General features: G+C 39.4%; 23 protein-coding genes, 2 tRNA genes and 1 pseudogene. 13 read left to right on the forward strand and 13 right to left on the reverse strand.

Going from position 1 to position 20,444, the window contains the following annotated elements:
• Nucleotides 1–25: 25 nt before the first annotated feature.
• The 8 genes from nhaC to P3J6_RS12995 all read right to left on the reverse strand — a co-directional run bounded on the left by nhaC (nucleotide 26) and on the right by P3J6_RS12995 (nucleotide 6,026).
• Nucleotides 26–1,510, reverse strand: coding sequence for a Na+/H+ antiporter NhaC (nhaC, locus tag P3J6_RS12960; protein WP_138606189.1), 1,485 nt, complete (start codon nucleotides 1,508–1,510; stop codon nucleotides 26–28).
• Between the two features lie 158 nt (nucleotides 1,511–1,668).
• On the reverse strand, nucleotides 1,669–3,693 hold the full coding sequence (prc, locus tag P3J6_RS12965) for a carboxy terminal-processing peptidase (RefSeq protein ID WP_178956144.1): 2,025 nt from the start codon (nucleotides 3,691–3,693) through the stop codon (nucleotides 1,669–1,671).
• Between the two features lie 27 nt (nucleotides 3,694–3,720).
• Nucleotides 3,721–4,359: an RNA chaperone ProQ gene (gene proQ / locus P3J6_RS12970; RefSeq protein ID WP_198523240.1), complete on the reverse strand. Its 639-nt coding sequence runs from the start codon at nucleotides 4,357–4,359 to the stop codon at nucleotides 3,721–3,723.
• Nucleotides 4,360–4,375: 16 nt separating this feature from the next.
• Nucleotides 4,376–4,654, reverse strand: a complete 279-nt coding sequence (locus P3J6_RS12975) for a hypothetical protein (RefSeq protein ID WP_138606053.1) — start codon at nucleotides 4,652–4,654, stop codon at nucleotides 4,376–4,378.
• On the reverse strand, nucleotides 4,654–5,112 hold the full coding sequence (locus P3J6_RS12980; RefSeq protein ID WP_054201014.1) for a GAF domain-containing protein: 459 nt from the start codon (nucleotides 5,110–5,112) through the stop codon (nucleotides 4,654–4,656). Before P3J6_RS12980 ends, P3J6_RS12975 begins: the two co-directional genes overlap by 1 nt.
• Before the next feature lie 128 nt (nucleotides 5,113–5,240).
• Complete coding sequence (locus P3J6_RS12985) at nucleotides 5,241–5,621, reverse strand: hypothetical protein (protein WP_008112036.1); 381 nt, start codon at nucleotides 5,619–5,621, stop codon at nucleotides 5,241–5,243.
• 172 nt (nucleotides 5,622–5,793) lie between these two features.
• Nucleotides 5,794–5,884: transfer RNA gene (locus P3J6_RS12990), tRNA-Ser, on the reverse strand.
• Nucleotides 5,885–5,935: 51 nt separating this feature from the next.
• Nucleotides 5,936–6,026, reverse strand: a tRNA-Ser gene (locus P3J6_RS12995).
• Between the two features lie 252 nt (nucleotides 6,027–6,278).
• Between P3J6_RS12995 and P3J6_RS13000 the strand changes: the two genes are divergently transcribed.
• Genes P3J6_RS13000 through P3J6_RS13025 form a run of 6 tightly spaced genes read left to right on the forward strand, consistent with a single transcriptional unit; the run spans nucleotide 6,279 to nucleotide 8,967 of the window.
• Nucleotides 6,279–6,944 (forward strand): Bax inhibitor-1/YccA family protein, encoded by a 666-nt coding sequence (locus tag P3J6_RS13000; protein ID WP_198523241.1) that lies wholly within the window; start codon nucleotides 6,279–6,281, stop codon nucleotides 6,942–6,944.
• Between the two features lie 55 nt (nucleotides 6,945–6,999).
• Nucleotides 7,000–7,353, forward strand: coding sequence for a sulfurtransferase complex subunit TusD (tusD, locus tag P3J6_RS13005; protein WP_198523242.1), 354 nt, complete (start codon nucleotides 7,000–7,002; stop codon nucleotides 7,351–7,353).
• On the forward strand, nucleotides 7,350–7,706 hold the full coding sequence (tusC, locus tag P3J6_RS13010) for a sulfurtransferase complex subunit TusC (RefSeq protein WP_024603060.1): 357 nt from the start codon (nucleotides 7,350–7,352) through the stop codon (nucleotides 7,704–7,706). The genes tusD and tusC overlap by 4 nt, the downstream gene beginning before the upstream one ends.
• On the forward strand, nucleotides 7,703–7,969 hold the full coding sequence (locus P3J6_RS13015) for a DsrH/TusB family sulfur metabolism protein (RefSeq protein ID WP_010390171.1): 267 nt from the start codon (nucleotides 7,703–7,705) through the stop codon (nucleotides 7,967–7,969). Before tusC ends, P3J6_RS13015 begins: the two co-directional genes overlap by 4 nt.
• Nucleotides 7,970–7,972: 3 nt before the next feature.
• The gene (locus P3J6_RS13020) at nucleotides 7,973–8,302 is read left to right on the forward strand and encodes a TusE/DsrC/DsvC family sulfur relay protein (RefSeq protein ID WP_010390172.1); all 330 of its coding nucleotides are present in this window, start codon (nucleotides 7,973–7,975) and stop codon (nucleotides 8,300–8,302) included.
• Entirely contained in the window at nucleotides 8,302–8,967 is a 666-nt protein-coding gene (locus tag P3J6_RS13025; protein WP_198523243.1) for a pseudouridine synthase, read from the forward strand. The genes P3J6_RS13020 and P3J6_RS13025 overlap by 1 nt, the downstream gene beginning before the upstream one ends.
• A 13-nt stretch (nucleotides 8,968–8,980) precedes the next feature.
• On the opposite strand, the pseudogene P3J6_RS18960 reads toward P3J6_RS13025, so the two are convergent.
• Nucleotides 8,981–10,242 (reverse strand): annotated as a pseudogene (locus tag P3J6_RS18960) (diguanylate cyclase).
• A 354-nt stretch (nucleotides 10,243–10,596) separates the two neighbouring features.
• Between P3J6_RS18960 and mnmA the strand changes: the two are divergent.
• The 5 genes from mnmA (at nucleotide 10,597) to P3J6_RS13055 (ending at nucleotide 15,392) form a co-directional block, all read left to right on the forward strand.
• Nucleotides 10,597–11,697, forward strand: a complete 1,101-nt coding sequence (gene mnmA / locus P3J6_RS13035) for a tRNA 2-thiouridine(34) synthase MnmA (protein WP_198523244.1) — start codon at nucleotides 10,597–10,599, stop codon at nucleotides 11,695–11,697.
• The gene (gene hflD, locus P3J6_RS13040) at nucleotides 11,697–12,299 is read left to right on the forward strand and encodes a high frequency lysogenization protein HflD (protein ID WP_055012553.1); all 603 of its coding nucleotides are present in this window, start codon (nucleotides 11,697–11,699) and stop codon (nucleotides 12,297–12,299) included. Before mnmA ends, hflD begins: the two co-directional genes overlap by 1 nt.
• A gap of 31 nt (nucleotides 12,300–12,330) precedes the next feature.
• Nucleotides 12,331–13,701 (forward strand): adenylosuccinate lyase, encoded by a 1,371-nt coding sequence (gene purB / locus P3J6_RS13045; protein ID WP_198523245.1) that lies wholly within the window; start codon nucleotides 12,331–12,333, stop codon nucleotides 13,699–13,701.
• Nucleotides 13,702–13,781: 80 nt separating this feature from the next.
• A complete protein-coding gene (locus P3J6_RS13050; protein ID WP_198523246.1) occupies nucleotides 13,782–14,924 on the forward strand; it encodes a ribosomal protein uL16 3-hydroxylase in 1,143 nt (380 codons plus the stop codon).
• 9 nt (nucleotides 14,925–14,933) lie between these two features.
• Nucleotides 14,934–15,392, forward strand: a complete 459-nt coding sequence (locus P3J6_RS13055; RefSeq protein ID WP_138606032.1) for a GNAT family N-acetyltransferase — start codon at nucleotides 14,934–14,936, stop codon at nucleotides 15,390–15,392.
• 33 nt (nucleotides 15,393–15,425) lie between these two features.
• On the opposite strand, the gene P3J6_RS13060 is transcribed toward P3J6_RS13055, so the two are convergent.
• Nucleotides 15,426–16,643: a pyridoxal phosphate-dependent aminotransferase gene (locus P3J6_RS13060; protein WP_010390182.1), complete on the reverse strand. Its 1,218-nt coding sequence runs from the start codon at nucleotides 16,641–16,643 to the stop codon at nucleotides 15,426–15,428.
• A 127-nt stretch (nucleotides 16,644–16,770) separates the two neighbouring features.
• Nucleotides 16,771–17,115 carry an Hpt domain-containing protein gene (locus tag P3J6_RS13065; RefSeq protein WP_138606028.1) on the reverse strand — a complete coding sequence of 115 codons (345 nt, stop codon included), beginning with the start codon at nucleotides 17,113–17,115 and terminating at the stop codon, nucleotides 16,771–16,773.
• Nucleotides 17,116–17,246: 131 nt separating this feature from the next.
• Here P3J6_RS13065 and P3J6_RS13070 point away from each other — a divergent pair, with 131 nt between their 5' ends.
• Together P3J6_RS13070 and P3J6_RS13075 are read left to right on the forward strand one after the other, a co-directional pair.
• On the forward strand, nucleotides 17,247–17,840 hold the full coding sequence (locus tag P3J6_RS13070; protein WP_198523247.1) for a tRNA-uridine aminocarboxypropyltransferase: 594 nt from the start codon (nucleotides 17,247–17,249) through the stop codon (nucleotides 17,838–17,840).
• Nucleotides 17,841–17,858: 18 nt separating this feature from the next.
• Entirely contained in the window at nucleotides 17,859–18,644 is a 786-nt protein-coding gene (locus P3J6_RS13075) for a CLCA_X family protein (protein ID WP_198523248.1), read from the forward strand.
• Nucleotides 18,645–18,661: 17 nt separating this feature from the next.
• On the opposite strand, the gene dcd is transcribed toward P3J6_RS13075, so the two are convergent.
• Both dcd and apbC read right to left on the reverse strand, forming a co-directional pair.
• Nucleotides 18,662–19,246 (reverse strand): dCTP deaminase, encoded by a 585-nt coding sequence (gene dcd, locus P3J6_RS13080; protein ID WP_198523249.1) that lies wholly within the window; start codon nucleotides 19,244–19,246, stop codon nucleotides 18,662–18,664.
• 2 nt (nucleotides 19,247–19,248) lie between these two features.
• Complete coding sequence (gene apbC / locus P3J6_RS13085) at nucleotides 19,249–20,325, reverse strand: iron-sulfur cluster carrier protein ApbC (protein WP_198523250.1); 1,077 nt, start codon at nucleotides 20,323–20,325, stop codon at nucleotides 19,249–19,251.
• Between the last annotated feature and the right edge of the window lie 119 nt (nucleotides 20,326–20,444).

Consider the following 20,444-nt stretch of genomic DNA (forward strand, 5'->3'; position numbering starts at 1 on the left):
TTAGTGATAAAAGGAGCTACTTAAATTAAGCCGTTTGTTTAGGTTTAATACGTAGTATCTTAATTCCTAAGTAAGCGTAAATAACGGCTAAGAAAGGATTTATAAGGTTAAAGAAAGCATAAAGCGCGTAATCAAACGGATTGATTAATAGAACACTTTGCATATAAGCACCACAGGTATTCCATGGTATTAATGGGCTGGTAATTGTGCCGCCATCTTCTAGAGTACGAGATAAGTTAACAGGCTTTAAGCCACGCTTTTTATATTCTTCTTTAAACATCCGCCCAGGCACAACAATGGCAATATACTGATCCGCAGCAATAACATTCGTACCAATACACGTTGCAATAGTGGAGGCGATAAGAGAGCCAGTGCTTTTTGCTATTTTTAGAATACTTTTAACAAAAATATCAAGTAGCCCTGTTTTCTCCATAATCGCACCAAACATCAGTGCTGTCATGATCAACCATGTAGTGGTTAGCATACCAGACATGCCGCCACCACTCAGTAACGAGTCCATTTTTGCATCGCCCGTATTAATTGTGAAGCCATCAAAAAAGGTGGTCCAAACTAGTTTGAAATAACCGACAAACTCACCCTGAGTCATGTCTATTTGGCTAGCAATTAAGTCCGATTGAAATAACATTGCCCACACCGCACCAATCACGGCACCAATAGAAATCGCCGGAAACGCTGGCATTTTTCGAATAGCTAATGCGAGTAATACAATTAACGGCACCAACATTTCTAAGCCAATGTTAAAGTTTTGCTGAAGAATTGCAGTTATTTGCTCTATTTGACCCGCCTCTCCCGCAGCAGTAGCGTTAAAGCCCATGAAAATAAAGATGATTAATGCAATGACAAAGCTGGGTACTGTAGTCCAAAGCATATGATGAATATGTTCAAACAAATCTGCACCAGCAACGGCTGGAGCTAAATTGGTTGTTTCCGATAATGGACTAAGCTTATCGCCAAAATAAGCGCCTGATATTACAGCACCCGCGGTAACTGTCGGCTCTAAACCCAGTCCTGAAGCAACACCGAGTAACGCAACACCTATAGTTGCAGCTGTAGTCCATGAACTTCCAATACTCATTGCTACAATGCCACAAATTAAACAACTCGCGGCGTAAAACCAGCTGGGATTGATAATTTGTAGACCGTAATAAATTAATGTCGGAACGGTTCCTGATAATAGCCAAGTTCCGATTAATGCCCCTACCATGAGTAAGATTAAAATCGCACTAAGAGATAAAGTGATCCCCTCAATCATTGCATCTTCTAATTTTTTCCATGTGTAGCCATTTTTTAAACCAATTAACGCCGCAGCGAATGTTGCAAATAACAAGGCAATTTGATTTGGACCTGACGATGAGTCATCACCAAATAAGTACACAGCGGCACCTAATAAACAAATTAATACAGCAATTGGAATGAGTGCATCAAAAAACGAGGCACTTTTAAGTGGTTTTTCTTCAATTGGCTTCAAAATATAGACTCCTACACACATTCGATGCATGTTGATTATTTTTATTAGCACGTACGCGCATTTATTGAGCACTATTGATCTAGCTCAACTTTTGGTAATCCGCGATTATAACAATTTAGCAAATTATCGATAGTAAAAAAGGCGCCTAGGCGCCTTTTTTTTGCAAAGTGAAGCTTATTTTAGCGCTTAGCTACGCGACCATATTTAATATAATCTTGTGTAATAAGTGCAGCTTCTTCAAGAAATGGGTCAAGCTCTTCAATCACCTCTGGTACATCGTCCAGATTTTCTATTGGCTCTTTACCTAAACGATTTAAGCGCTCATTAGTACGGGCTAGTGCGCGTGCCTCATTTTCTTCTTTTTCTTTAATGCGCTTTTTCTCAACCAAAGAAATTGTTTTACGATCTTTTTCTTCGTTGTAGCGAGCGATATCTTCAAACACATAATTAAATTCAGGTTCGGCTTTAATACGCTCATTATGCTGCTTTTCAAGTACACTGATAATAGGGTTTAAACGCCCTATTTGCTTATACTTTGCTTTTACTATGCTATCCCACGGCAAGGCATTATCTTGTTTACTTTCACCCCATTCTGCAGGGTCAATGGCTGATGGGAAAGTAATGTCTGGGATCACCCCTTTATGCTGTGTACTACCACCATTAATGCGGTAAAACTTTGCAATCGTATATTGCACACTACCTAATGGGTTATCGTATAAGTCATAAGCACGCGCTAAACCTTTATGCTGCTGCACGGTCCCTTTACCAAAGGTTTGCTCACCAATGATAACGGCGCGGCCATAATCTTGCATTGCTGCGGCAAAAATTTCAGACGCGGATGCGCTGTACCTATCAACAAGCACTGTTAACGGGCCATCATAATAAGTAATGCCGTCACGGTCTTTTTGCTCTTCAATACGGTTGTTTAAGGTATGAATTTGTACTACTGGACCTTGATCAAAAAACAAACCTGATAACTGCGTAGCTTCATATAATGAACCGCCGCCATTTTGACGTAAATCAATAATAATTCCGTCTACGTTTTGTTCTTTGAGTTTAGCCAACTCGACTTTTACATCTTTAGATAAGTTATTGTAAAAACCAGGAATTTCTATTACACCAATTTTGCTGGTTAAATCAGAATAACTGGCTTCAAACACTTCTGATTTGGCAGCTCTGTCTTCTAGACGGATTTTATCACGGGTAATTTCAACCACTTTTGGCGTACCGTGCGCATCTGCACCTTTAAGGTATTGCAAACGCACTTTAGTGCCTTTGGGGCCTTTTATTAAATCAACCACATCATCTAAACGCCAGCCAATTACATCAACAAACTCTTCGCCATCTTGAGCCACACCAATAATGCGGTCATCGGCTTTAATTTGCTCAGATTTGTCTGCCGGGCCTCCAGGCACTAAACTACGAATTACCGTATAGTCTTCATCAGGCGTTAATACCGCACCAATGCCTTCAAGCTCAAGATCCATATCCATTTTGAACTGCTCTGCACGACGTGGAGATAAGTATGAAGTATGTGCTTCAATACTACGTGCAAGTGAATTCATTACAATTTGAAATGCATCTTCAGATTTTGATTGTACAAGACGCTTTTCTGCATTTTTATAACGCTTGGTCAGCACGTCTTTTATGCCAGGCCAATCTTTACCTGTCATTTTTAACCGTAATGCATCATATTTTACACGCTCGCGCCAAATTTCATCTAATTCAGCTTGCGTAGTCGCCCATGGCGCATCTTCACGGTCATAAAAGTATTCATCTTCAGTGTCGAACGTCATTTCATTTTCAAGTAATGAAAGCGAAAATTCGTAACGTTCAAAACGACGTTTAAGGCTTAAGTTGAAAATATCAAATGTAAACCCTAACTTGCCGCTAATAAGCGCGTTATCGAAACGCTCACGATATTGCTCAAAAGAGTCAATATCGCTTTTCAAAAACACGCTTTTATTAAAATCAAGGGATTCGATGTAACGATCAAACACTTTACTTGAAAGCTCATCGTTAAATCGAACAGGTGTGTAATGCGAACGAGTAAATAGATTAGCCACTCGTTTACTGGCTGTACCGTGCTGACTTTCTTGCTTAAGCAAAGGTAAGTCTTTTAATGTTACCGGCTCTACTGCAGCCAATAATGAACCTGAAAACAGCGCAGCAACTAACGGAATGAGCGTAAACTTTTTACTCATACACAACTCCTTAATTTTTTTCGCAGCTTAAATAATGTATAAGCTGTCGGCTTTGGTTTTAACTTGCATACCGGTCACTAATTCAACGTGAACATCGTCTTTGTTTACTTCAGTGATTACTGCATTAACAAGTGCTTGGCCAAGTTTAACCTTAACCTTATTATTAACCTTGACCTCGCCTGCAGGTAAAGGTTCAACTTTTCCTGAACGCTTAGGTGCAGCGGCTTTTGCAGGTTTTGCTGCAGCCGGTGAGTTTTTAGCCGCATGAGCTGGTTTCTTTTTGAAAGATTTTGCATCTGAATCTTGACGAGGACGCTGCTGCTTTTTACGCTTTGCCATTTTAGCACGGCTTTCTTCCAACGCTTTTTGTGCGTGGTCAATATGCTCTTGCTCAACTTTTTCGCCTTGATTTCCGTCAAGATCGATTCTAAATTCAGATTTAGTAACTGCCTCAAGGTAGCGCCAGTTAGAGGTGTATTTTCTAAGTGCTTGACGAACTTGTGTCTTACTAACTTTTTCAGACCCTTCAATGCGCTCAGCGATATCTTTGAAAATACCTACTTTAAGCGGCTGAATGCCCTCTTTTTGTTTAAAACATTGTGGAAATTCTTGGTATAAGAACTCCAATACTTCATTAATATCTTTTAGCTTGTTTGTGGTTTCCATTTTAGAACCTATTTAATCACATCTTTTCATCAAGGGCAGAATCAACATAGTGGATACACCAATCAACTAACTCTTCAAAGTCAGCTTCAATCACAGCCATATCACCACGTAAATGTTCCCAAATACCATTTATAATTTCATCAATTGAATCACAGTCTAAATCATCAGGAAGACGATCCCATGCCATGTGAATCAAATCATTGAGCGTTTCCGCTACATGTTCTTCATCCCCTTCCCAATCACCAACATCTTGAACGGCAAAAAGGTAGTCTTGAACATTTAGCAAGTCTTTCATTACAGGCTAGCCTCTAAGCATTTTACAAGTGCTTCAAGCCCTGCTTGGTCATCAGTATCAAATCGGCCAATACTTGGGCTATCTATGTCTAGTACCGCAAATACAGATCCATTTTTCATGATAGGTACAACTATCTCAGAATTTGATGCTGCATCACAGGCTATATGACCGTCAAAAGCATGCACATCTGAAATTAATTGGGTTTGCTCGGTCGCCGCAGCAGTGCCACATACCCCTTTTCCTACTGGAATACGAATACAAGCTGGATTGCCTTGAAATGGACCAAGTACCAATTCTGATGGTGAATCCATAAAATAAAAGCCCGCCCAATTCACATCTTCTAAAGAGGTAAATAACAGCGCGCTTATATTTGCCATATTGGCAATTATGTTTGATTCACCGCCTATCAGCGATTCAGTTTGCTTAACTAATGACTGGTAAAAATCGTGCTTTTGCATACCAAACTACTTCTTATTAAACATACAGTAGCTAAAGGTACTCTTTGTCACTAAAAATTGAAACCTTTTGCGGGTAAAAAAAAGGAAATTACATGGTTTTACGACACACTTGATTAAATATTCCGCAATTAACTTTGTACCGATTTACGCAGGCCGAATAAAAACAGTCCAGCGGCAAACCCTGACATCACACTATTGATTAAAAAGATCTCGCCTGTAGTGGCGCTCAAAAGATAACTAAAAATAGCGCCTCCCAGCAAGCCCAGTGTTAATACTCCAGAATAATTTACCTTAGAATATTTAAACATAAGTAAATAACCCGGCACTACAAACGCGGCCATCGTTAACCCTACTATGTGCGCGTTAGCAATAGCGGTCATTAATAGTCCTAAAAAAATAGAAACAGCGTCACCGCGCATAGTCAATGCGTAGTAAATCCCCAACATACTACCAATAATAACGGGAGATAATAATGAAAGTGCGACACTTTTTGCGAGTTGATGTTTCATTGTAAGATCCTTAACAAAAACATAAATCTTTAATTTCTAAGCATGCACTAAGAGCCAAAGCTTATAAATAGAGACTATGGTCGTATTTTTTAACTGAATATGCTTGGTTTTGAAAAAGATATAGCGAATATGAGGCACAAAAAAGCCCGCAAATAGCGGGCTTTTCTGATAATGGTGGAGAGATAGGGATTTGAACCCTAGAGGGGCTATAAACCCCTGCCGGTTTTCAAGACCGGTGCATTCGACCACTCTGCCATCTCTCCGAAAGTGCATAAACTACAAGTAAGAGTGTACTCATAATTATTTTAATAAGGTGGTGGAGAGATAGGGATTTGAACCCTAGAGGGGCTATAAACCCCTGCCGGTTTTCAAGACCGGTGCATTCGACCACTCTGCCATCTCTCCGCACGGCCTGAATAATAGGGAAACCCTTGGGCTTTGTGAAGCTTTTTTTTCATTTTTTTGTTCAAGTGATTAAAAAACAACTAATTTGTTTAAACATAAAGCAATGAGAGCAAATCCTAACCGGCAAATGAACTTTTATTTAAATTTAGTTGTCTATTGATCTACAAAGGTTTGCCCAAACATATAAGAGTTGGTAATCTAATTTTAGTTAAATTACAGGAACTACTTAGTTTCACTTACAGGAGCTCTACAATGGCGTTTAATCAATCGTACAATACTGCAAAGCCGGTAATGTCGACCATTGAAACAAACAAAGTGCTTAAAAACACTTATTTCTTACTTGCAATGACACTTGCATTTAGTGCAGTCACTGCCGGTATTTCAATGGCACTGCAATTACCTTACTTTATGGGACTTGTATTCACACTAGTTTCATTTGGTCTACTTTTTGTTGTTAATAAAAAAGCAGATACAGCATCTGGTGTATTTTGGGTGTTTGCGTTTACAGGATTAATGGGAGCCGGCTTAGGCCCTCTACTAAATCACTACGCGCAATTACCTAATGGCCCTATGCTAATTATGCAAGCGCTAGGTTCTACGGCGTTAATCTTCTTTGGTTTATCTGCTTACGCACTTAACACTAAAAAAGACTTCTCATTTATGGGTGGCTTTTTAACTGTAGGCTTAATCGTGGTTATCGTGGCAAGTATTGTAAATATTTTCTTAGGTAGCTCGTTAATGTTTATGGCTCTAAACGCAGCAGTTGTATTAATCATGTCTGGCCTAATTTTGTTCGATACGAGCAGAATCATTAACGGCGGCGAAACAAATTATATCCGTGCAACTGTATCTTTATACCTTAGCGTATATAACCTATTTACTTCATTACTTGCCTTACTTGGCGCAAATAATGACTAATTAAATAGTTCTGTTAAAATAGCCCCTTTATTGGGGCTTTTTTATTGGAATAGTTTTGGCACGCTTTGTACTTTCTTTACATACTCCACCATCAGATCACGATACCACTCAACGTATTGTTAAGTTTGCTCATGCCTGCCTAGTGCAGGGACATAGCGTTGATGCGTTATTTTTATACCAAGATGGTATTTATCATGCTTCAACTCATTTTGAGTTAGCCTCAGATGAGTTGAGTACTCCCTCGCTTTGGCAGCAACTGGCTGAAAAAAATATAAAACTAATGTTATGCGTTACTGCGGCTGAAAAGCGAGGCTTAGATATAAAGAATACCGGCGCATTTGCTGTTGCAGGCTTAGCTGAATTTGCCATGCTGGCCAGTGAAGCAGATAAATGGATACAATTTAAATGATTAATGTACTCGTAATTAGTCAGTCAAGCCCATTTGATGACATGCATATCCGCGATGCACTTGATATGACCCTTATTTTTGCTGCCGTAGATCAAAATATTAGCTGGTTGTTTAGCGGCCCAGCTGTGTTAGCGCTTAAAAAAAACCAAAAGCCAAATAGTTTAGGTATCAAAGATTTTTTTAAAAACATTAAAATGTTGGAAATCTATGATGTTGAAAATATTTATGTGTGTGAAAAGTCACTGATTGATTATGGTTTAAGTAAAAGTGAACTACTCATTGAGGCAAACATAGTAAACTTTAATGCCCAAAAACAGTTAATTCACAATCAGCAGCATGTGGTGACCCTATGAGTACTTTACATATTTTTTCAAAACCACTGAATTACTACAGTACCCACAGCTTAGACAATCTAATTATGCTCACAGACAGTGTTTTACTCGTGGGTGACGCTTGCTTTGCAAAAGGGCAATATAGACAATTTGCTGACTCACTTTATATTTTAAAAGATGATGCAGAAGCTCGAGATATATCATTAAATATGAACGACAAAGCAATTAGCTATGATGAGTTCGTTACCCTCAGTTTAACTGCAAAACAATCAATTACTTGGTGAACCATGTTGGAATTTAATAATCAAACAATAGACACTGATAAACAAGGTTATTTGCTAGATCATACTGTTTGGTCAAAAGAGTTAGCCAATGTTATTGCAGAGCAAGAAAACATCACATTAACTGAGCAGCATTGGGAAGTTGTTAACTTTGTGCGAGAGTTTTATCTTGAATATAACACTAGTCCAGCCATTAGAATGTTAGTCAAAGCCATGGCTAAAGCACTCGGTGAGGATAAAGGGAACAGCATGTACTTATACAAACTTTTTCCTAAAGGGCCAGCCAAACAAGCAACTAAAATTGCGGGTTTACCTAAACCTGCACGGTGTATTTAATGAAGCATAAAACTGAACATTCGCCCTCCTCAAAGGGTAAGCGCAATACAGGCCGTACTTACTCTCGAAGTGGTATCAATAAAAGGACAGTAAAAAGACCAATAAAGCCGGCAATAGCGCAGAGCGATAAAAAAGTCATTTTATTTAATAAACCTTATGATGTTCTTTGCCAGTTCACTGACGATCAAAATAGGCAAACGTTGGCTGATTTTATTCCTATAAAAGATGTTTACGCAGCAGGTCGTTTAGACAGGGACAGCGAAGGGTTGTTGTTATTAACAAACTGCGGCAAGTTACAAAATACGCTCACAGCGCCTGGTAAAAAAACCAACAAAACCTATTGGGTTCAGGTTGAAGGGATCCCAACACAAGCGTCTATCGATGCTTTAAATAAAGGTGTCGAACTCAAAGATGGCATCACCTTGCCCGCTGAAGTAACTTTAATGGATGAACCAGCGCTTTGGGCAAGGACTCCTCCAGTGCGAGAGCGTAAATCAATACCTACATCATGGCTAAGTATTACAATTAACGAAGGCAGAAACCGTCAAGTTAGACGCATGACAGCTCATGTTGGCTACCCTACTTTGCGTTTAATTCGCTACAGTATCGGTAAATACACGCTAGAGGGAATAAATAGCGGAGAATTCAAAGAAATTGATAATTAACCATCAAGTTGCGTTAATTATCTGTAGCTAACGCAATACAATTTCTTCCTTGTTTTTTCGCGTAATAAAGTGCGTTATCTGCTTGTTTAAAAAATTGTGCATGATCGCTATCGTGTTCATGCTCTATGGTGTTTATTCCCATACTGACAGACAATATACCTGTAAAGCTGTCTTTGTGGGGAATGGCCATTTTTTCAATCGATTTTTGTATTTGTTCGGCAATAAATAATGCCCCTTGCTTACCTGTTTGAGGTAACAGCACGACAAACTCTTCTCCTCCGAATCGCGCTACAAAATCTTCTGGCCTGCAGACGGTTTCAGCTAATTTTTGCGCAACTTGAAATAAACATTTATCTCCTTCGAGATGACCATATCGGTCGTTATACTTTTTAAAATTATCGATATCAATAATGATCATCGAAAGCTCACGATGCTCGTTCGATAACTTGTTAAATTCAGACGTTAGTTTTTCATCAAAGCGCCTTTAGTGAGTGAGTCTAAAAACGCCATATCACTGAGTATTTCTTGAGTTTTTAAACGCTCAGTAGCATCGTTGAATATAGCAATAAATTCTCCTTCAACACTGATACCAGAAACTTGCATCACAATTTCACTGCCATCTTTACAAGAAATCCTGTAATCATTAGCTGGAATATCATCATTATTTTGATTGGCTTGCTCAAGTGACTCCTGCCATAACGTTTGTGCAAATGTTCTGTAATCTTTTTCAGGGTAGGCTAATTTCCACCAAACATTAAGATTAGGTACGTCTTGTAACGTGTAACCAAATACATCAATAAAACGTTGGTTCACTTTTAAAATATCACCAGTTACCATACAAACATCACATACCGGTAAGGGTAGAATCGTGAATAACCGCGCATAATGACTCAACTCATGCTTGCGCATAGGGTGTTGGGTAGTGCTTATAACATTATAGTCTTGTTCTTTGTTTTGACGTTCAAGCGATACATTCATTGAAGCGACAAAATGCCACTCTACCCACCATTTCTCTAACTGGCTTAAAATTGCCTTTTGTGATGATTTTAAAGAGCCTAAAGAGGATTCTATAAGCCTAAACAGCTCAACAATCGGATTAGGCTCTTGATAAAGATAGGGAGCTGGCACAGTTATAATGTCATAAAATAACTTATAAGCTGATTCTTTGAATTGCTGTAGTGAATAATCGTCTTCAAAAGTAAGATTTGACACCGTTTTTTCGGACGCATCCAGCACAAACGACTTAACCAAATGTGATTGCGAGGCGTAATTCATATATTCATTCCATTGATTATATTTTAGGTTATTTAAGTATTTACGTGTTTAGATACTAATTAAGATATGGTAGGTAATCTCAAATGTAAAGTTTTGTTAATGAAGAATAGCGCTACGTAATTAAATACGACAAAAGCAACTTACAAAGTATGAAGCCATCAATATAATTCATCCCTTTTCATTAGCCTAAAAATGAGTAAATTACACACCAAACTACGCCTTACTAACCATTGGATGGAAAAAGTTACAACAAAATCTATTCAATCCCCCATCCTCTCTTTAAGCACCAACAAAATACATGCTATAATCGCGGCCTTTCCAAGTTAACAGTAATCTGTATAAGCGAAATTATTCATGAGCGAAAATAGTCAAATTAAAGTCATCGTTGGTATGTCCGGCGGTGTTGATTCTTCTGTATCTGCATATTTATTAAAACAGCAAGGCTACCAAGTAGAAGGCTTGTTTATGAAGAACTGGGAAGAAGATGACAATGATGAATATTGCGCTGCTGCTGAAGATTTAAAAGATGCACAAGCTGTATGTGACAAGTTAGGCATTGAACTTCATACCGTTAATTTTGCTGCTGAATACTGGGATAATGTATTTGAATACTTTTTAGCAGAATACAAAGCGGGTCGTACACCCAACCCAGATATAATGTGTAATAAAGAAATAAAATTTAAAGCGTTTTTAGAGTTTGCTGCGCAAGCACTTGGTGCTGATTTTATTGCAACTGGTCACTATGTGCGCCGAGAGCTACGCGATGACAAATACTTAATGTGCCGAGGCCTAGACGATAACAAAGATCAAAGCTACTTTTTGTATACACTAAGCCATGAGCATATTGCGCAAACACTATTTCCTGTCGGAGATATTGCCAAACCAGAAGTACGCCGCATTGCTGAAGAACAGGATTTAATTACCCATGATAAAAAAGACAGCACCGGCATTTGTTTCATTGGCGAGCGTAAATTCAAAGATTTTCTGCAAAAGTTTTTGCCTGCACAACCTGGAGTAATTGAAGACACCGATGGTAACAATGTAGGTGAGCATGAAGGCTTGATGTATCACACCCTTGGCCAGCGTAAAGGTTTATTAATTGGTGGCATGAAAGAAGGCTCGGGCGAACCATGGTACGTGGTAGATAAAGATATAGAACGAAATGTTCTTGTTGTTGGTCAAGGTAAAGATCACTCTCGGTTGTACAGTAACGGCCTTAATGCAAACCAATTACACTGGGTAGATCGTGTTGGCCCGCAAGGTACAACTCGCTGCACCGTTAAAACTCGTTACCGTCAAGAAGACTTAAGCTGTACATTACTCGTTGGAGAAGATGGTATGGCACGCGTGTTGTTTGATGAGCCGCAAAAAGCCGTTACCCCAGGGCAATCCGCCGTATTTTACGCCGATGAAGTCTGTTTAGGCGGTGGTATTATTGATTCGGTGATTAAGTAATGAATCAACATCAAGTCATGGCACTTGCTGCCATGTGCCAAGTAGCTAAACAAGTACAAAAGGTTGCTCAATACGGTCGTTGTGATGAACATGACTTATCAACGTTGTTATCAAGTATTGTGCAAACCTCACCCGCCTCTCCTGAGGATGTATACCAAGGCACACAAAATTTGCGTGATGGCTATAAAACATTAATGGCACAACTGAGTGCCGGTGCTCAAAAAGATGTTGAAATAGTCAAGTACGTAGGTGGCTTAATGCAGTTAGAGCGAGCCCTTAGTGCCAATAGTAAGAGCCTCAATGAATTAGGTAAACGTATTGATGATATTCATCGACGTTTAGATCATTTTGCTATTACCGATGACAGTGTTGTTGCCGGTTTAGCAGATATATACTCGTCGGTGCTAAGCCCCCTTGGGCACCGAATCCAGGTTTATGGTAAACCCGAGTTATTAAAACAGCAGCTCACTCAAAACAAAATCCGTGCGTTACTTTTAGCCGGTATTCGTAGTGCTGTATTATGGCGTCAAATGGGCGGCAAACGTCGTCATTTCTTTTTTGCAAAAAGAAAAATTCTCGCCATTGCTAAAACAAAAATTTAATTATCGTTCAAACTAAAATTTAGGAGTTATTATGGAGCTTTCAGCGTTAACGGCTATCTCTCCGGTTGATGGTCGCTACGGCAGCAAAACCACTGAACTACGCAGTATTTTTAGCGAATTTGGATTAATCAAATACCGCGTAACCGTTGAAGTGCGTTGGTTGCAAGCGTTAGCTGCAGCAAGCGATATAAAAGAAGTCCCAGCTTTAAGCGAGCAAGCAAACGGACTATTAAATGCTATCGTCGATAACTTCTGTGAAGCCGATGCGCAGCGTGTTAAAGACATTGAACGCACCACTAACCATGATGTAAAAGCCGTAGAGTACCTACTAAAAGAAAAAGTAGCTGATAACGCTGAATTACATGCCATTAATGAATTTATTCACTTTGCATGTACATCTGAAGATATTAATAATCTATCTCACGGTTTAATGTTAAGTGAAGCACGTAACAATGTTATCTTACCTTATTGCGATGAGCTATTAAGCGCAATTAAAGAAAAAGCTGTTGAATACAAAGCCATTCCAATGATGACTCGTACGCACGGGCAACCTGCAACCCCATCAACTATGGGTAAAGAGTTTGCAAACGTATACATGCGTTTAAAGCGTCAACGTGATCAAATTGCCCAAGTAGAAATGCTAGGCAAAGTAAATGGTGCTGTAGGTAACTACAATGCTCATTTAAGTGCTTACCCTGATTACGACTGGCATACACACGCAGATAAATTTGTAGCTAGCCTAGGTTTAACACTTAACCCGTTTACCACACAAATTGAACCGCATGACTACATTGCAGAACTATTTGATGCTATTGCGCGTTTTAATACTATATTGCTCGATTTTGACCGCGATATGTGGGGATACATTGCGCTTAATCACTTCAAGCAAAAAACCATTGCTGGTGAAATTGGCTCATCAACTATGCCACATAAAGTAAACCCTATTGATTTTGAAAACTCAGAAGGTAATTTAGGTTTAGCTAATGCCATATTAGGTCACTTAGCGCAAAAGCTGCCTGTTTCTCGTTGGCAACGTGATTTAACAGACTCAACGGTATTACGTAATTTAGGTGTAGGTATGGGTTATGCTGTTATTGCATACCAATCAACACTTAAAGGTGTAAGCAAGCTAGAAGTTAACGAACAACGTTTAGCTGAGGAGCTTGACCAAAACTGGGAGCTACTAGCAGAGCCAATTCAAACAGTAATGCGTAAATACGGCATTGAAAAGCCATATGAAAAGCTAAAAGATTTAACGCGTGGTAAACGTGTAAATCAAGAAATTATGGCTGATTTCATTGATGGTTTAGATTTACCAGACGCTGCAAAAGCAGAAATGAAAAAGCTAACCCCAGCCAACTACATTGGTCGCGCTGTTGAGTTTATTGATGATTTAGTTTAATTACTCTAATCTACTAATAAAAAAGCGAAAGGTACCTGCCTTTCGCTTTTTTATTTGGGTCTTAACGTTATAGGCATTCTATGTATCAATTAAAAATAAATGAATTATCTGAGCAAGCGTTTTTAAATCAATATTGGCAAAAAAAACCACTGTTAATCAAAAGAGGGTTTAATGACTTTAAAGACCCTCTTGATGCCAATGAACTGGCAGGCCTTGCTATGGAAGACAGCATAGAGTCGCGTATTATAACCAACCATAACCAGCAATGGCAGTCCCATCAAGGGCCGTTTGAAAATTTTGAAATACTCACCGACGAGCACGCTACTTTATTAGTGCAAGCAGTCGATCATTGGCACCCAGAAGCCGCACAATTGCTTGAACCATTTCGTTTTATTCCTAACTGGCGCATAGATGATTTAATGATCAGCTACTCAACCCCTGGCGGTGGTGTTGGACCACACTTAGATCAATATGATGTATTTATTATACAAGGTGAAGGCAAACGCCATTGGCGTGTAGGCTTACCTGACGCCTCATTAAAGCAATTTGCTCAAAATAAAAGCTTGCTACAAGTTGAAGCTTTCACCGCAGTAATTGATTGTGTTTTAGAGCCTGGTGACATTTTGTACATACCACCAGGTTGTCCGCATGAAGGCTATGCCATTGAAAATGCTTTAAACTACTCGGTCGGATTTAGAGCGCCTAATCAACAAGATTTACTGTCTAGTATTGCAGATCATATTATTGACACAGAAAGCGGCCAAAAGCGTTACACGGACCATACCCTCGCGCTACGTGATTCAAAAGGTGAGCTTACGCAAAGCGAAGTTGATAAAGTAAAAACGTTAATGCAGGCTTTAATAGAAAACGACAACTTATTTAAAAACTGGTTAGGAAACACATTAAGTCAACCTAAGCATGATATGGATTTAGCGCCTGAAGAAAACCCGTTTAGTACAGCTGAAATTATGCAACAACTTGAAAATGATGTGACATTTGAGCGTCTTGGTGGCACGCGTGCAATTTACCAATGCATAGGTGATGAGCTGCTTTTAAGTGTTAATGGCGAAAACTACCCTTTACCGCTATCTGATTTAGAGGCTGTAAAACAGCTAACTGATTTTATTGAATTTGATAGCAGCTTGCTGAATTCAACCACACCTAGCCTAGATTTTATCGAAACCTTTACTACACTGGTAAATGAGGGGATTTGGTTTAGCTAGGAGGAGGCTATGGTTTATACTGTTGACAAAGTTGATTGGCAAAGTGAAAAAGATCAACTTCAACAAATAAGAGAGCGTGTTTTTGTTTACGAATTACATATTCCAAAGAATATTGAATTTGATAGCTTAGATGCGTTCGCTCAACATATTCTGGTTACCGATAATATGCACTCACCTGTTGCCACAGGTCGATTATGTAATGATGGTTTAATAGGTAGAATTGCCGTACTACCCCAGCACCGCAATCGCAACGTTTATAAATCTCTACTTAATTTCATTGTAAAGCTTGCCGAAGAGCAAGGTATTGAGGCTGTCAGTATTAACTGTATTTTAAATGAAGTAGAACGATTCAAAAATAACGGCTTTACTGTGCAAGGGCACGTTTTTATGGAAGCTGGCATTCCAAGACAGCGAATGGAATGCCCTATTACATGCTTTGAAACACGGCCATTTACTTTAGTGCATTAACCAAAAAACGAGCCATTTGGCTCGTTTTTTACTTTATTCTTGTCGGTAATCTTTGAAGAACCGCTGCATTTTCATCATTGCACTGCTTAGATCATCTTTATTAGGTAAAAACACCAATCTAAAATGATCGGGATCTGGCCAGTTAAAAGCGCGCCCATGTACTAATAATATTTTTTCTGCCTTTAACAAGTCAAACATCATTTGTTCATCATTTTTAATATTAAACAATTTTGTATCAACTTTGGGAAATGCATACAGCGCCCCTTTTGGCTTTTTACAGCTTATCCCCTCAATTGCATTTAATCCACGCCAAGCAATATCTCGTTGCTCGTATAAGCGACCTCCGGGGTCAATTAAACTGTCAATGGATTGTACCCCACCCAATGCTTGCTGAATGGCATATTGAGCAGGGACGTTTGCGCATAAACGCATTGAGGCAAGAATATCGAGGCCTTTAATTAAATCTGTCATTAAGGCAGTGCGCCCGCTTAGCACCATCCAACCCATTCTAAGACCAGCGGCGCGATATGTCTTAGCTAAACCGTTAAACGTAATAATGGGAATATCGTCGCACAATGCACCAATAGAGGTATGGGTAACTCCGTCGTATAGGATTTTCTCGTATATTTCGTCACTTAATAGTAAAAGTTTGTGCTCTCGGGCAATGTTGATCAATTCTTCAAGCAAGGCATCACTGTACACTGCCCCTGTTGGATTATTAGGGTTTATTAACACCAATGCTTTAGTTTTCGAGGTGATTTTGCTTTTAATATCATCAATATCAGGAAACCAATCTTGCTCTTCATCACATAAATAGTGAACAGGGTTACCGCCTGCTAGCTTTACCGATGCAGTCCAAAGCGGATAATCGGGTGCAGGAATTAATACTTCATCGTCATTATTTAACAACGCTTGGGTAACCATTTGAATAAGTTCACTCACACCGTTGCCAATGTAAATATTATCAACGTCTAAGTTGTGTAAACCTCGCTGTTGGTAATGCTGATAAATAGCAACACGCGCAGAGTAAAGCCCTTTAGAATCACAATAGCCTTGAGCAGAATATAAATTACGGATAATGTCACGGTGCATATCTTCTGGCATATCAAAACCAAATGCCGCGGGGTTACCAATATTAAGCTTAAGTACTTTTTGGCCCTCGTCTTCCATTTTTTTAGCTTGCACTAAAACGGGACCACGGATGTCATAACAGACGCCGTCTAATTTATGACTCTTTTTTATTTCTGACATTGTTACCTCTAAAGAGCAAGTTAGTCTTAAGACTAACTCAGTAAAGCCGTGAATTACTAGGGAAATTAAGCGCTTAAAACTGAAAAAAATTCACGTTAACATTCTATTCTGTTCTTTTTAAACGAGCTTACCGCTGAGCTTGCCACTCATTTAATTTTGCTTGTGAGCCAATAACTTGCGCCATTAAATTATTTGCTGCATCAACAGCCTGTTCCTCGTTATCATTATTTAAATTATATTCAATTAAACGTGCCACTTCGGCTAAACTTGCCGCTCCAAACTGAGCTGCATTTGATTTAAGGCTATGAGAATGGCGAATAGCAGCCTCTTTATCTTGCCCAAGCGCTGCAATAGTTTCGCTTCCTAAGCGCTCAAATTCCGCACAACAAAATTCCAACGTATCTGGAAATTGTTCACCTAATAGCGATTCCATACTTTCTAAAGCGGATTCGTCGATACTGATCTCTGTCATATTAATGCCCTTTAATGCGGTCCTGCGATTTCTCTTTCATCTCTTACTCTATATCTAAGCACAAAAAAAACCAACTTTATTAATGCAAAAATGTATAATTAGGTTAAATGTATTAATCGAATGGTTAGCTTATGGCACGTGCACTTTGTGAACGCTGTAATTTTTCGCTAAGCACCTGTATTTGCAATGCAATCACCTGTGTTGATAATCAAACTCAGGTTGTTGTGTTACAGCACCCCAGTGAAGCAAAAATTAGTAAAAATACGGCACAGTTATTGGCATTAAGTTTAACGCGATGCAAAATAATTATAGGCGAAAATAATCAAGATTTTGCTTGCTTGCAAAAGCTGCCGCTCAGCTCGACCGTGTTACTCTATCCAAACGAGGACGCAATTGAGTTAGATGTAGCTAATGACAATGAAAACGTGCGATCCATTACACATTTAATAGTGCTCGATGGTACATGGAATAAAGCCTTTAAAATTTTGCAATTAACCCCACTATTACAACAGTTTAAAACAGTAAGCTTTCGCCAAATTCCCACGAACCGTTATACTATTCGTAAAGCCCCAAGAGGAGATAGCTTGTCAACGCTAGAGGCCGTAGCGCATAGTTTATCGCTCATTGAAGCACTCAATCCGGCGCCGTTGTATGATTTATTAGATGAGTTAATTACCAAACAAACCCAACATATGCCCACTCACGTAAAAGCACGTTACCTGTAATTAAAAATGAAATAACCAATGCGTAATACCCCTTCTCGATTAAAGCGTGGATTTTCACGCCAAGGCCCTGACTATCGTTTTGACGACCAAGTTGATTTTAGCGATATTAGAACGACTTTTGGTTTTCGTTCGATGGTAGTTGGTAAATGGGTGACTAAAGAAGAGCGATTTATTAGTGCCAATCTAATTTATGATGCGCTAGCTGATTTAGCGCAAATTTTACATTTACCGCCAACAGCAATTGGCCTTCGCGGTAAGCTTAACTTTGCCTTTGGTCACGGTGGGCAAAAAGGCGTGCAAGCACACTATAATGCTTACGATCAAACTCTCGCACTGGCAAAAAACGCAGGCGGCGGTGCTTTAGCCCATGAGTGGTTTCATGCATTTGATCATCATATTAGTGAGCATTTATTTAAATCAAAAACCCGCTTTGGTTTCGCCTCTAAGTTATGGTTATCAAACTCTCCCGATTTGAGCCATCCACTTAATCATGCACTTAATCAATTTTATAAGCAGGTATTTTTAGAACAAAACGGTGAAGATGCGAATGAATTTGTACAACGCTGTATCGCGTTTGATAAGGCACACAAGCAACAATACATGAGTATGCCAGAGGAGCTTGCAGCTCGTTGTTTTGAAGCATGTATAAACCAGCATCAAACAATCAAAAACAGTTTCTTAGTCAGCGGGTTAAGTAATAATAGTTTAATTTATCCTGAGTTAAAGCACACATTACACGCCAATGAAGCACTTAACCATTATTTTCAACTATTAGGTTATGTGCTTCATCAACGAGAAAAATAATCTATTCCTTAGATTGGTTATTTATCGTCACTAATACGGCTTGCTACCGCGCTATTCTGATCTTTATATTTGGCATCAATGCGGGTGTTATAAGGGTTTTCACACGGACCGGTGAGCGTTTCAAAGCTCATTGCACCAATTTTCATCATGGGTCTAAGCGCAAGTGGCAGTTTACCCGAGTTATAAAACTCTAAAACAATATTACCACTCCAACCAGGGTCGATTCTGTGTGCGGTTACATGCACCATTAAACCTAAACGTGCCAGCGACGAACGCCCATCTAACCAGCCAACGATGTCTGCAGGCAGGGTTACTTTTTCATAGGTTATTGCTAATGCAAGCTCGCCGGGGTGTAAAAAGAATGCTTCGCCTTCATCTAGTACAATTTCGTCGCTCATAATTGATTCTAAGGCTTTATTAAGCTGATCTTTTGGTCCACTTAAGTCAACGTAAGCAGCATTATGGGCATGAAAAGTTCTAAACTTATTACCCAAACGAAGATCCGCAGTCACCCCTGAAATCATTTCACTGGTTGGCGCTGGCTCAATAACAATCCGCCCATCGTTTAAATATTCTTTTATATGTGTATCTGAAAGTCTCATTTTTAATCTTCCGTAATCACAACTTCAATCGCGTTGTGATGTTGTTGATAGTAAAGCGTGCTGGCAATGAGCCGTGCGGCTGCACTGTAGGTTTCACTTATAGCGGCACTTGCATCATTGGCAATCAATTTACCTTGTTCAGAGGATTCTCTGATATTAATCGCAAGCGGAATGTGCGAAAGCACAGGAACACCATGCTTCATGGCTAATTTTTGTGCGCCATCTTTACCGAATACATGATTAGCCTCGCCGCAATGGCCGCAAATGTAATGGCTCATATTTTCAATTAAACCAAGCACTGGCACGTTTACTTTATTAAACATAGCGATGCCTTTTTGCGCATCTGCCAACGCCAAGTCTTGTGGCGTAGTAACAATTACAGTGCCACTGGCTGGAACTTTTTGGCTCATGGTTAATTGAATATCGCCAGTGCCTGGGGGCATATCGACGATTAAGTAATCAAGCTCACCCCAATCGGTTTCATTTAATAGCTGACTAAGTGCACCTGAGGCCATGGGGCCTCGCCATACGGTAGCATCTTCGCTAGGCACTAAAAAGCCGATAGATTGCGCTTTAATGCCGCTGGCATCAAATGGTTGTAATTGTTTGTTGTCTTTAGTAACAGGCTCACTGCCTACCAAACCGAACAACATAGGAATAGACGGGCCGTAAATGTCAGCATCTAAAATACCTACTTTAGCGCCTTCATTTTTAAGCGACCCAGCAATGTTAACAGCAGTAGTTGACTTACCCACTCCGCCTTTACCTGAGGCCACTAAGATAATATGTTTTATAGCTTTAAATTTTGCTGGTTCTTTAAGTGCAACCACCGCGCTTACATTTACTTCAGTTTTAAGTCGCTCAGCTAAAAATTTAGCGACATAGGGCATTTCAGATTGCGCGGCAAACGGAAGAATGAGTTTAACAGTAATTGATTTATCGGTGTTTTGAGTAATATAAGCAATAAAATCTTGCTCAATACCCACAGCAAAAGCGGCGCTGCGATAGGCCGCTAAAGCAGAAATAATCGGTTGTTTTTGCACCGATTTAGCAGAGAATAGTTTCGACAGTCCAAACATAGCAATAAAATAGCGTTTCTTTGATGAAAAGTGCCACGGAATTATGTAACATTCAGGGCATTAACACCAGTCAATTAGTAAATATCCATAAGCAGTGTACTCTGTTAGCACCCCGCTTA

Source organism: Pseudoalteromonas sp. 3J6 (assembly GCF_903995135.1).
Classification (GTDB): Bacteria; Pseudomonadota; Gammaproteobacteria; order Enterobacterales; family Alteromonadaceae; genus Pseudoalteromonas.